The organism is Acinetobacter qingfengensis, from assembly GCF_008693185.1.
Taxonomy (GTDB): Bacteria; Pseudomonadota; Gammaproteobacteria; order Pseudomonadales; family Moraxellaceae; genus Acinetobacter; species Acinetobacter qingfengensis.
Genome location: NZ_VXKN01000001.1, coordinates 253,631 through 266,637, shown reverse-complemented (window position 1 = coordinate 266,637; position 13,007 = coordinate 253,631). Strand labels below are relative to the sequence as shown.

Annotated in this window: 7 protein-coding genes and 1 pseudogene; 2 read left to right on the top strand and 6 right to left on the bottom strand. The window is 38.3% G+C overall.

What is annotated here, in order from left to right:
* Positions 1–11: 11 nt before the first annotated feature.
* Entirely contained in the window at positions 12–2,033 is a 2,022-nt protein-coding gene (uvrB, locus tag F4V57_RS01090; protein WP_070069960.1) for an excinuclease ABC subunit UvrB, read from the bottom strand.
* A 218-nt stretch (positions 2,034–2,251) separates the two neighbouring features.
* Here uvrB and F4V57_RS01085 point away from each other — a divergent pair.
* Both F4V57_RS01085 and F4V57_RS01075 read left to right on the top strand, forming a co-directional pair.
* Positions 2,252–2,650 (top strand): annotated as a pseudogene (locus F4V57_RS01085) (A1S_2505 family phage non-structural protein); the annotation flags it as partial.
* 443 nt (positions 2,651–3,093) lie between these two features.
* Entirely contained in the window at positions 3,094–3,318 is a 225-nt protein-coding gene (locus tag F4V57_RS01075) for a hypothetical protein (RefSeq protein ID WP_070069963.1), read from the top strand.
* 75 nt (positions 3,319–3,393) lie between these two features.
* Here the strand turns inward: F4V57_RS01075 and F4V57_RS01070 are convergent, their stop codons facing one another.
* The 5 genes from F4V57_RS01070 to clpB all read right to left on the bottom strand — a co-directional run bounded on the left by F4V57_RS01070 (position 3,394) and on the right by clpB (position 12,662).
* Positions 3,394–4,803: an efflux transporter outer membrane subunit gene (locus F4V57_RS01070; protein ID WP_070069964.1), complete on the bottom strand. Its 1,410-nt coding sequence runs from the start codon at positions 4,801–4,803 to the stop codon at positions 3,394–3,396.
* Complete coding sequence (locus tag F4V57_RS01065) at positions 4,800–7,928, bottom strand: efflux RND transporter permease subunit (RefSeq protein ID WP_070069965.1); 3,129 nt, start codon at positions 7,926–7,928, stop codon at positions 4,800–4,802. Before F4V57_RS01065 ends, F4V57_RS01070 begins: the two co-directional genes overlap by 4 nt.
* A 1-nt stretch (position 7,929) precedes the next feature.
* The gene (locus tag F4V57_RS01060) at positions 7,930–9,105 is read right to left on the bottom strand and encodes an efflux RND transporter periplasmic adaptor subunit (protein WP_070069966.1); all 1,176 of its coding nucleotides are present in this window, start codon (positions 9,103–9,105) and stop codon (positions 7,930–7,932) included.
* Between the two features lie 54 nt (positions 9,106–9,159).
* Positions 9,160–9,774, bottom strand: coding sequence for a TetR/AcrR family transcriptional regulator (locus tag F4V57_RS01055; RefSeq protein WP_070069967.1), 615 nt, complete (start codon positions 9,772–9,774; stop codon positions 9,160–9,162).
* A gap of 308 nt (positions 9,775–10,082) precedes the next feature.
* Positions 10,083–12,662: an ATP-dependent chaperone ClpB gene (gene clpB / locus F4V57_RS01050; RefSeq protein WP_070069995.1), complete on the bottom strand. Its 2,580-nt coding sequence runs from the start codon at positions 12,660–12,662 to the stop codon at positions 10,083–10,085.
* Positions 12,663–13,007: the final 345 nt, after the last annotated feature.

The following is a 13,007-nucleotide window of genomic DNA, read 5'->3' as shown; positions in this document are numbered from 1 at the left end:
AAATTTTGATACTATTGAATAAGCTGTGCCTTTAAACGAATAATTTCATCACGTAAGCGAGCTGCTTGCTCAAACTGTAAATCCTTGGATGCCTTAAGCATTTCTTTCTCAAGTTTACCAATATGTTTGGCGAATAGTTTTGGATCAGCAATCAGATGTCGTTCATCATCGCTTAACACCTTATCAACCGGGCGATTACGAATTTCAGTATCTTCATCATAAACTTCGCCTGTATCAATTTCCTTAATTACTTGGCGTACAGCACTTCTTGGCGTAATGCCATGCTCCTGATTAAACTGCATTTGTTTGGTACGACGACGTGCTGTTTCATCAATGGCTTTTTGCATGGAATCGGTCATACGATCTGCATACAAAATTGCTTTACCCTTAACATTGCGGGCTGCACGTCCAATAGTTTGAATTAATGAACGTTCTGAACGTAAAAAGCCTTCTTTATCTGCATCCAGAATTGCAACCAGTGAAACTTCTGGCATATCCAAACCTTCTCGAAGCAGGTTAATACCAACCAAAACATCATGTACACCACTGCGTAATTCATGAATAATTTTGACACGTTCAACCGTGTCAATATCAGAATGCAGATAGGCAACTTTGACGCCATATTCCTTTAAATAGGAAGTTAAATCTTCTGCCATGCGTTTGGTTAGTGTAGTAACCAATACTCGCTCGTTATGTTCTTTACGCAAATTAATTTCTGATAATACATCATCCACTTGGGTCAGTACCGGACGAACTTCAATTTCAGGATCAATTAATCCAGTTGGACGTACGACTTGTTCAACAATTTGCTCGGCGTGTTCAAGTTCATATTTGGCCGGCGTGGCACTAACATAAATTGTATCTGGTGTGATTCGTTCCCATTCCTCAAATTTCATTGGGCGGTTATCTAATGCACTTGGCAACCGAAATCCATAATTGACCAGATTTTCTTTTCTGGAACGATCGCCTTTGTACATTGCACCTATTTGTGGAATGGTCACATGCGATTCATCAATCATCAATAGTCCATCTTCTGGGACATAATCAAATAAAGTTGGCGGTGCATCGCCAGATTGGCGTCCTGATAAATGTCTGGAATAATTCTCAATGCCGTTACAATAACCAAGTTGTTGAATCATTTCCAGATCGTAACGGGTACGCTGTTCAAGACGTTGAGCTTCGACCAATTTATCGTGTGTTTTAAAAAATTCAAGCTGCTGTTTTAATTCAGTTTTAATGGTTCCAACTGCTTTTTCCAAACTTTCTTTTGGAGTAACGTAATGACTTTTGGGATAAATGGTCACACGCGGTACTTTACGAACCAATTTACCTGTTAATGGGTCAAACCAACGAATAGAATCGACTTCCTCATCAAATAATTCGATACGAATGGCATTTTGATCCGATTCCGCAGGAAACACGTCCAAAATTTCGCCTCGAATACGATAGGTACCTCGAGTAAATTCTAGTTCATTACGGCTATATTGCATTTCGACCAAACGGCGAATCAAATCATCTCGAGATACCCGATCGCCTTCCACGACATGCAAGAGCATTTTCATATAGGCTTCTGGATCCCCCAGACCATAAATTGCCGATACTGATGCAACAATAATTGCATCACGGCGCTCTAATAATGCACGAGTTGCAGATAAACGCATTTGATCAATATGCTCATTAATTGCTGCATCTTTTTCGATAAACGTATCTGAAGACGGGACATAAGCTTCCGGCTGATAATAATCATAATAGCTAACAAAATACTCCACCGCATTATGTGGAAAAAAAGCTTTAAATTCGCCATACAGTTGTGCAGCCAACGTCTTATTATGCGCCATAATAATTGTTGGTCGTTGTATCTGAGCAATCACATTGGCCATGGTATAGGTTTTACCTGATCCCGTAACCCCAAGTAACAATTGGTTATTTTTACCTTGTTTTAACCCTGAAACCAGTTTATCAATGGCTTGTGGCTGATCACCGGCAGGCAGATAATCTGTCACCAGTTGAAATGCCTGTGCATCTGATTTCATGTGGTTTTCCTCATAAATTTTGGCTAGGACTTGCCAACATTTTATTGATCAATCATATTGTCGGCTAAAATGTCAACAGATCGTTCATTATAACCAACAACTGAAATAAGCCCAATTTCAATCTGTTTAAAATATTTATCTATCGACACCATAAAATCCACATTCTCAGAATAATTTTTGAGTTACAATTCTAAAGACTCCATCCAGACAGGAATATTGTGATGTATCGCTACCACAATGAAGAAAAAGTTACAGCTTTACCCAATGATCAAATTTTTGTTTTTGGTAGCAATCTGGCTGGCAATCATTATCGTGGAGCAGCCAAAACTGCTCTGGAGAATTTTGGTGCAATGCAAGGCGTAGGACGAGGCTGGTCAGGACAAAGTTTTGCCATTCCAACCAAAAATGAACATGATCAGGCGATGCCTTTACATCAAATTCAACATTACATTGATGATTTTAAAATATATACCCGAAATCATGCAAAGCTTACCTATTTTGTGACAGGTGTCGGTTGCGGTTCTACCGGCTTTCATCTACAAGATATTGCTCCGTTGTTTAAGGGAATTTCTGAGAACGTCATCTTACCCTCTCGTTTTAAACAATTTCTAGAGCAATAACCAATTTATGTATTTCTTTGCACAAGGTAATTTTTCATGATCGATTTTTACCAAAAATTCATATTAATTTCAAAAAAATGTCATATTAGTTTCACATAGGCATATAGATTATTATAAGATAATTACAATCTTATGCTACAAATTATAGTGACATGCAACACATCAACTCAGATTTAATTGATACAGAAATTAATATCTGTGAAAAATTCAAAATTAAACCTTCAAAGATTATCATTGGTTATCAAACCTATGATCTTTTAATGCACGATCCCATTTTTTCGGATCAGGTTTTAAGATCATCAGCAAATCCCAATAAACGCAGATATCGAAATATTAGGATCAAATTAACACAAAGAGCATTTCAAATTGAGGTGGTTTGACTTATTTCTGTCATAGTTTAATGTAAAAATTTCTCAAAACATCATTGGGTTATTTTGAACATGCACGTTAAAATTGAAATGTTAAATCAATTAATTAAAGATGCCTTACAAAATGGTGATAAACCAGAGAAATTATTGATCGGCTATAAAGCTTATGCAGATCTGATGAGCAATCCGAAGTTTTCTGAAGAAGTGACCAATTCTGCACTTAATCCAGAAAAACGTAAATACAAAAAAATTAAGATTAAAATTACACAGGATGATTATCAGCTCAAAGTAATTTGATCCATTGATCCTCTCAGCTAAAAAACCACTCAATCTATGAGTGGTTTTTTAGCTATAAATCTTTTGAACAAAATATTAACTATCGGCACCGCCACCCAAGACTTTATATAAAGTCACGCGATTGGTCGCCTCTTCTAATAACAAAGTAATAAAATCCTGCTGTGCATTATACCAGGTACGTTGTGCTGTCAGAACAGACAAATAATCATCTATGCCCTCTTTATAACGAGCTTCCGTTAAATAGTAAGTTCGATATGATGATTGTACCAAGTCTTTTTGTGCTTCAACCTGATTGCTTATATGCTCACGTGCGGTCAAAGCATCTGCAACATCAGAAAAAGCGGTTTGTATGGCTTTTTCATACTGGGCAATATAAATATTTTTCTGAATTTTTGCTTGATCTAAAGAGGCTTTTAATTCTCCTGCCTGAAAAATTGGCAAAGTAATTGAAGGAATAAATGACCAGCTTGAGGTTCCACCAGAAGCAAATAGTTGTCCGAGTTGTGTACTACTACGTCCTGTTGTTGCCGTTAATGAAATTGTTGGGAAGAAAGCTGCTCTGGCAGCACCAATATCTGCATTGGCAGACTTAAGCATGTGTTCAGCATACAAAACATCGGGGTGATCAAACAGCACCGTAGAAGATAAATTTCCCGGAATAGATGCAAGCTTGATGTCATCCAGACGATCAGTAGATGCTGGTAAATTTTGTGTCACAACTTCTGCACCAACAATCAGATCCAGTGCATTTTTAGCCTGCTGTAGCTGTTTTCTATAACTGGCAATATCAGCTTTGGCACTGTTCACACTGGTTTTAACTTCTTCATAATCCAATGCAGAAGCAATACCTTCCTTATATCTTGCATACGTTAATCGCTGAGTTTGTTCCTGACTTGCCAATACTTGTTCGGCAAATTGCAATTTTTGCTGATAAGCCATAACATTCAGCCAATCTGCGGCAACTTCTGCAATTAAACTCATCTGTGTGCTACGCTGTGTTTCCTGCAAAGCAAAATAATTTTCCAATGATTCAGCTTTTAAGCTGCGAATACGCCCGAATAAATCAAGCTCCCAACTGGTAAATCCCACTGACAAACTGGCATTATGTGTAGTTGCTGCATTACTGGCTGTACCTGACCTAGAATTGGTCTGTGATGCCGTCGCACTAATACTGGGTAAAGCCTCTGCACTTTGAATACGATATTCGGCACGGGCAGATTCGATATTCAGCATGACAACTCTTAAATCTCGATTATTTGCCAATGCCTGAGCAATCACCTGTTGTAAACGCGGATCTGTAAAAATTTCTCGCCAGACCAATGTACTGGCCACTTGATCTACTGTACCACCGGCAATGGATGAATTTTCGAAATGTGTAGCAACTGGGGACTGTGGTCGTTCATATTCAGGCATCAGGCTCGTACAAGCAGATAATCCCAAAATCATCAGGCTACAGATGGAGTATGATAAAAAGTTTTTCATCATTGTGATTCCTTCATTTGGGATTGTTGATCTTTTTTTGAAAAAATACTCCGAATCAGAACATAAAATAATGGAACAAAGAAAATACCAACCAGTGTTGAAATTAATGTCCCGCCAAAAACCCCTGTACCCAATGAATGTCGTCCACCGGAACCAGCACCTGAACTGATTAATAATGGAAATACACCAAGTAAAAATGCGGATGAAGTCATTAAAATTGGACGAAGACGCATTTTTGCCGCTTGTAATGTTGCACTAATCAAATCCTGACCTTTTTCTTCTAATTCTCTGGCAAATTCAACAATTAAAATGGCATTTTTAGCAGATAGGCCCATCGTAGTAAGTAACCCAACCTGAAAATAAATGTCGTTGGATAAACCACGTAAATTGGTCAGCAACAATGCACCTAAGATGCCTATAGGCACGGCCAATAAAACTGAAAACGGAATTGACCAGCTTTCATATAATGCTGCCAGACACAAGAATACAAACAGAATTGAAACTGCATATAACCACGGTGCCAGATTACCTGATTGTTGTTCCTGATAAGATAACCCAGACCATGAATAGCCAAAACCTTCAGGTAATTGTTTGACCAGATTTGCCATTTCCTGCATTGCTGTACCTGAGCTTACCCCATCTGCGGGTTCACCTGTGAGTTCCAATGAAGCTGTACCGTTATATCTTGCCAGTGAAGATGGCGCATAATTCCAGCCAATTTGAGAAAAGGCAGCAAAGGGAACCATCTCATCATTACTATTACGAACATACCAGCGTTTAATATCTTCTGGTGACATACGTGCGCTGGCATCACCCTGCACATATACTTTTTTCACTCGCCCATTATTAATAAAATCATTTACATAACTACTTCCCAGTGCCGTTGATAAAACATCATCCACATCACTCTGGCTCAAACTTAAAGCACCAATTTTGGAATCATCAATTGTTAAGGCCAGTGTTGGTGAGTCCTCCTGACTCCCATAACGAACGTTTTGTAATTTACTATTCTGACTAGCTAATTTAAGCAATTTGTCTTTTGCACTAACCAAACTTTCATGTCCTGCTCCATTCAAATCCAATAATTCAAAAGTAAAGCCTGAACCTGATCCCAACCCCGGAATACCTGAAGGGGCCATGGCAAAGATTTGTGCATCTTTAAAACGCTTGCCCATTTCCTGACTGATTCGTATACCGACTTCACTGGAACTGACTGTACGTTCTGACCAGTCCTTCATACGGATAAAGCCCATCCCACTATTCTGACTACTGCCTCCCGTACTAAACCCTGCAACACTCATCATGGATTCAACTTCAGGCTGTTTTTCAATATATTTTGCTGCCTCATTCATGACATTGAGAGTTTGTTCCTGTGTGGCGCCAGAAGGGAGTTTAAAATTCACCATTAACATTCCCTGATCTTCTTCAGGTAAAAATGATGTTGGCAATATCCAAAATAATCCTGCAATTGCAACCAACATGGCACCATATACCATTAGCATGATTTTTTTATGTGCCAAAACCCATTTGACACCACGATGATAACGTTCGGTATTTTTACCAAACATCTGATTAAACCAGACAAAGAAACTGTGAAATATTCCCTTAGCTGGTTTTTGTTCATCGGTATGCGCTTTTAATAAAGAACCACACAAGGCAGGCGTAATTGTTAGCGCAACAATCGCCGATAAAATCATGGCTGATGCAATCGTAACAGAGAATTGTCGATAGATTGCCCCTGTTGAACCTGTAAAAAATGCCATTGGAATAAATACAGCCGTTAGCACCATTGCAATCCCAATCAAGGCACCCGTAATTTGTTGCATGGATTGATGAGCAGCCTGCTTAGGTGTTAAACCTTCTTCTGTCATTAAACGTTCGACATTTTCGACAACCACAATCGCATCATCAACCAGCAAACCAATGGCCAGTACCATCGCAAACATGGATAAGGTATTAATCGAATATCCTAAAACCGCTAGAACGCCAAATGTTCCCATTAATACAACAGGCACAGCAATTGTAGGAATTAATGTAATCCGCCATTTCTGCAAGAAAATGAACATAATCAAGACAACCAGAGCAATCGCTTCCAGTAATGTCATGACCACTTCTTCAATGGAAATTTTTACAAATGGTGCAGTGCTATAAGCCACATCATATTTGACACCTGTTGGGAAGAATTGCTGTAATTCCTGTAATTTTGCTTCCACAGCTTCTGAAACTTCCAGAGCATTTGCCCCTGAAGCCAGCTCAATACCCATACCCGCAGCATCTTTACCGTTAAACTGGCTGGTAGAAGCGTAGTCCTCACTGCCAAGCTCTACATTGGCAACATCTGATAATTTAACTTCTGCACCACTTTCATCTGATTTTAAAATAATATTTTTAAAATCATCGACTGTTTTTAAACGACTGCGGGCGGTTACTGTTGCCGTTAATGACTGTCCTTTGGCTGCAGGTAAAGCACCAATTGAACCTGCTGTTGCATCGCTATTTTGTGCCTTAATTGCAGTCACAACATCACTAGGCATCAAGCTAAAGTTTTTAAGTTTTTCAGGATCTAGCCAGATTCTCATGGAATATTTTGATCCCATGATCTGAACATTCCCCACACCATCTACACGACTGATCTGATCCTTAACACTGGATACCATATAATCAGCAATGTCAGTACCATTCATACTGCCATCTTCAGTATAGAAACTCAGTACCATAAAGATACTGCCTGATGATTTTGTCACCGTTAAACCATTGGTTTGTACTGATTCGGGTAAGGATGACTCTGCCTGTTGCAGTTTATTTTGCACCTGAACCTGAGCAGTATCCGCATCTGTTCCTGCAGCAAAGGTCAAGGTAACCGATGAACTCCCGGAAGATGAACTACTAGATTGCATATATAACAGGTTATCCAGCCCTGTCATGTTCTGCTCAATCACCTGTGTAACAGAATTTTCTGTGGTTTCTGCTGAGGCGCCTGTATATGTCGCACTGATTCTAACTGTTGGTGGCGCAATATCTGGATATTGCTCAATTGGTAAAGTAAAAATGGAAAATGCACCAGCCAGAGTAATTACAATGGCAATAACCCAGGACAAAATGGGTCGATTAATGAAAAAATCAACCATATTATTGCCCCTTGGTTACGCTGTTGGTCGTTACATCACTTGTTACTGTATTTTTTTGTGCTGTAATTTTTACTCGACTACCCGATGACACCGTACTGGCACCATCAATAATGAGGCGATCACCAGCTTTTAATCCTGAAGTTACCACCCATTGATTACCTTTTGTTTCGGAGGTCTGAATAATTTTTTCTTCCACCTGATTTTGACTGTTCACCAGTTTTACTACAGGCTCCCCTTTATGGTTGCGAGTGACAACTGTTTGTGGTATTAAAATTGCCTGATGATTAATCGCCATCGGCAATTGTGCCTTGACATACATCCCTGGCAATAACAAATATTTTGGATTAGGTACTAATGCACGTAATTTAACATTGCCAGTATCTGTCGCTACAGTTGATCCAATAAATTGTAATTGTCCTTGTTGATCATAGGTTGAGCCATCCTCCAGAATAATATTGACAGGAATTTTATTAATGGCCTGCAATTGCCCCTGATCCATTTGTTTACGCAAAGCCAAAAGCTCAGCACTGGACAAGGTAATATCCACATAAATTGGATTTAATTGCTGAATAGTGGTTAAAGCTGTAGTTTGTTCGGCTGTAACCAAAGCTCCAGGTGTATAGGTTGACGTGGCAATACGACCAGAAATTGGTGCCCGAATTGTCGTATATTGCAGATTAATTTTGGCAGTATCCAAAGCAGCTTGAGCAGATGTTACCGCAGCCTGATATTCTTTTAGACTAGATTCAGCATCTGCTGCATCCTGTTTGCTTACAGCCTCGATTTTTAATAAGTTGCGATAATGCTGTGCTTTGGGCTGAGCAGATACCAAAGCAGCTTCAGCCTTAGCCAGATCACCTTTTGCACTATTAAACGCAGCTTGATATAAACTGGCATCCAATTGATACAAAGCCTGACCTGCCTTGACATCATCACCTTCATTAAACAAGCGTTTATTGATGATTCCGCCAACTTGTGGACGAACATCAGACGTTAAATAAGCTGTTGTACGTCCGGCCAATGTCTGCTGTATTTCAAGAGATTGCGGCTGGATAATCTGCACTCCTACTTCCTGTACTTTGTCCTGTTGTGCTGGTTGCTTTTCCTGTGAAGAACAAGCAGCCAACAGGGCAAGTATTAAAGTCAGAGGAATCCATTTAAAATCGGGTTTAACCATCTCATTTATACTCAGTTGAAGTTATAGGAAAATAAACTGACATTTAAGGTATTGTTACCCATTGTCGCCATTGGAATGATATGTAAATAAATTGTCTAGACTATTGAAAAATGCCTGATAAATACGCTGCATCATTTCAGGATCAGCCTGATGATTTAAGCCTTTGTATGTTCTAATCAACATACCTTCGGTCAGAGTTGCAATTGCTTCAGATATGGCTCGTTGTTCATTCAGTGTGGTATTTTTAAAGCGTTGATGTATTAATTCCAGACCACAATTCATTAATAATTCATCGGCCATCACAACCAGACGATGCAATTCACTATTACGATTAAGTCTTAAAAACTCGGTAATTAATTTCAATTCATCATCATTTAAATTATCAATTTTTGTTGTGGCCAATTGTTCTGCTGTATGATTAAAATCACATTGATGAAGTAAAAATTTGCGAATTCTTTTATGTGTAATTTCCATGATCAAATGTTCAAGCATGGTATTTTTATCTTTAAAACAACGATAAATCTGAGCTGCTCCTAATCCAGTTTCCCGACATACATCTGCCATTGAAAAATCATCAATGCCTTGATTAATAATCAATTTTATTACTTTTTCAAGAATAAATTCTTGCCGAAATTTTAATTTTTCTTGCCGAATAATGACGTCAACCATTGTGCTTAATTCATACAAATGAGAATGCTTGCTCTCATTCTAAGAGTTAAATTTTCTTTAAAAAATCCGTTTTCACAAAACAACAAAGAATTATTATAACTATGAAGAAATATAGTGTGTAATATAAAAACACAGTGTTAAATAAGTCAATATTTACTTAAAATACATATTATTTATAAAAACTCACATGATATGAAATTAATTCATTTTTGATCAAACTTTAGAATAAATCATTTCTAATTTGCATAAAAAAACCCGAATTATCTAAATAATCCGGGTTTTAAGACAATTTATTTATTCATCAAAATTTAATTTAACTTTAATTTATTAAAAGCTAAATGTTCACCGTCTTTTGAAACAATGATTGTATCACCAGCAGTAAAATCACCAGATAAAATTTGCTGAGCCAATGGATTTTCAATTTCCTGTTGAATGGCCCGTTTAAGTGGACGAGCACCAAATACAGGATCGTAACCAATTTCAATTAATTGATCCAGAGCATCCTCTTCAACTCGTAAACCAATTTCACGTTCACTTAAGCGACTACGTAGACGATCTAATTGAATATCAGCAATACCTCGCATTTGTGCTTTTTTCAAACCATGGAATACCACGACTTCATCAATACGGTTAATAAATTCCGGACGGAAATGTTGTCCAATCGCATTCATAACCACCGCACGAACTTCGTCATCACTGGCATCTTCGCCCAGCTCACGAACATCCTGTGAACCTAAATTTGAAGTCATGACAATGACGGTATTTTTAAAATCAACGACCCGACCTTGTGAATCTGTTAATCGTCCATCATCCAATACCTGTAATAAAATATTAAATACATCCGGATGTGCTTTTTCGACTTCATCAAACAAAATCACACTATATGGTTTACGACGCACTGCTTCAGTGAGTACACCACCTTCTTCATAACCCACATAACCCGGAGGCGCACCAACCAAACGACTGACACTGTGTTTTTCCATAAATTCACTCATATCAATTCGAATCATGGCATCATCACTGTCAAATAGAAAGTTGGCCAATGCTTTGGTCAATTCTGTTTTACCTACACCCGTTGGCCCTAAAAACAGGAAGGAACCACTCGGACGGTTCGGATCAGACAATCCAGCACGAGAACGACGTACTGCATTGGATACGGCTTTTACGGCTTCATCTTGTCCAACCACGCGATTATGCAAAAATTCTTCCATTTTCAGAAGTTTATCACGTTCACCTTGCAACATTTTTGCTACGGGAATACCGGTTGCTGCACTGACCACTTCAGCAATTTCATTGTCGGTAACTTTATTACGCAACAATTTTGGTGCTTCATTTTCTTCGGCGACCTCGATACGCTCAAGTTGTTTTTGCAATTCTGGAATAACACCATATTGCAAACGACCTGCTTCGGCTAAATCACCTTCACGTTGAGCTTTTTCCAAAGCAATACGAGCCTGATCCAGTTTAACCTGAATATCTTTATTGCCTTCTACCAGTGCTTTATCCGCCCGCCAGATTTCTTCCAGATCGTTGTACTCTTTCTGTTTTTCTGCAATCTGTTCTTCAAGATGTTTGATTTCAGCTTTAGCACCGCTATCTTCATCTTTTTTAACAGCTTCAAGCTGCATTTTTAACTGAATTAAACGGCGATCCAGTTTATCCAATGCTTCAGGTTTGGAATCTAATTCCATTTTAATCCGTGAAGCAGCCTCATCAATTAAATCAATGGCTTTATCCGGCAATTGTCTGTCGGTAATATAACGATGTGACATTTTTGCCGCAGCAATAATTGCAGAATCCAGAATTTGCACACCATGATGTGTTGCGTATTTTTCTTTTAAACCACGCAAAATGGCGATAGTGTCCTCAACACTTGGCTCATCAACCAGCACTTTTTGGAAACGACGCTCCAATGCTGGATCTTTCTCAATGTATTGACGATATTCGTCTAATGTAGTGGCACCAACACAACGTAACTCACCACGTGCCAATGCAGGTTTAAGCATATTGCCAGCATCCATAGCACCATCAGTTTTACCTGCACCGACCAATGTATGGATTTCATCAATAAATAGAATCACTTGTCCTTCAAGTTTGGAAAGTTCTTTTAAAACAGCTTTTAGACGCTCTTCAAACTCACCACGATATTTGGCACCTGCCAATAGTGATCCCAAATCTAGTGATAAAACTCGTTTGCCTTTTAGACTTTCCGGGACTTCACCATTCACAATACGCTGTGCCAAACCCTCTACAATCGCTGTTTTACCTACACCCGGTTCACCAATTAAAACCGGATTATTTTTGGTACGGCGGGAAAGTACCTGAATTGTCCTACGAATTTCATCATCACGACCAATTACTGGATCAAGTTTTCCAGCCAAAGCACGATCAGTCAGATCAATGGTGTATTTTCCTAAAGCATCACGATTTTCTTCATGGTTGCTTGTAGTCACTTTTTCATTTCCTCTAATTTTTTCAATAACTGTGCGTAGTTTTTTGACATCCACACCGCTATTGCTCATTAATTTATGTGTTTCGCCTTGTTCGGCCAATGCCAGTAATAGCCAATCCGTTGAGAGAAATTCATCTCCAACTTTTTGTGCATAACTATCAGCCAAATTTAAAATTTTGGCAGCTTCCGGATTAAGATTAACGTCACCTGTCGGATGATCAATCGTTGGTGCATTATTTAATGCTTGTGTTAACTGATCTTTGAGCTGATTCAGTTTTGCACCTGATTGTTGTAACAGGCTTTGATTGGCTGGTTCTTCAAGTAAACTGGATAAAATATGAATACTGCCAATTGCAGTGTGATCTTTCCCTGTGGCCAGAGATTGTGCATCTGATAAAGTTTGTTGCAGGCGATCTGTAAATTTTTCAAAACGCATTTGTTATTATCCTCATCAAAAAAATTTCATCTGAATAATAGATGGGTATAAACCAGAATTTTTCAAATAAAATTTTTAAATATTTTCAACAACTTGGGTTGGTTTATTTTGGATATACAACGATAATAATATCTGTTCATTTTATTGCTTTTCAAGTGTTGAATGTACAACTTTTACCGAGATAGCTTGAGATCTCTGCATAAAAGCTTGCAAAATCATTTAGATGACTAACAATTTTTACAAATTAAAAAAATTAATATTGTGATGCTACGCACTTAAATGGGATAAGCATCATATTATAAAGGTCTATTTAGACGGGTTATAATTAGAAAGTAATTAGCCATT

Coding starts and splice junctions, on each gene's coding strand:
- F4V57_RS01055 (WP_070069967.1), bottom strand. CDS start 9,774: ATGGTTGACGTCATTATTCGGCAAGAAAAATTAAAATTTCGGCAAGAA.
- F4V57_RS01075 (WP_070069963.1), top strand. CDS start 3,094: ATGCACGTTAAAATTGAAATGTTAAATCAATTAATTAAAGATGCCTTA.
- F4V57_RS01070 (WP_070069964.1), bottom strand. CDS start 4,803: ATGATGAAAAACTTTTTATCATACTCCATCTGTAGCCTGATGATTTTG.
- uvrB (WP_070069960.1), bottom strand. CDS start 2,033: ATGAAATCAGATGCACAGGCATTTCAACTGGTGACAGATTATCTGCCT.
- clpB (WP_070069995.1), bottom strand. CDS start 12,662: ATGCGTTTTGAAAAATTTACAGATCGCCTGCAACAAACTTTATCAGAT.
- F4V57_RS01065 (WP_070069965.1), bottom strand. CDS start 7,928: ATGGTTGATTTTTTCATTAATCGACCCATTTTGTCCTGGGTTATTGCC.
- F4V57_RS01060 (WP_070069966.1), bottom strand. CDS start 9,105: ATGGTTAAACCCGATTTTAAATGGATTCCTCTGACTTTAATACTTGCC.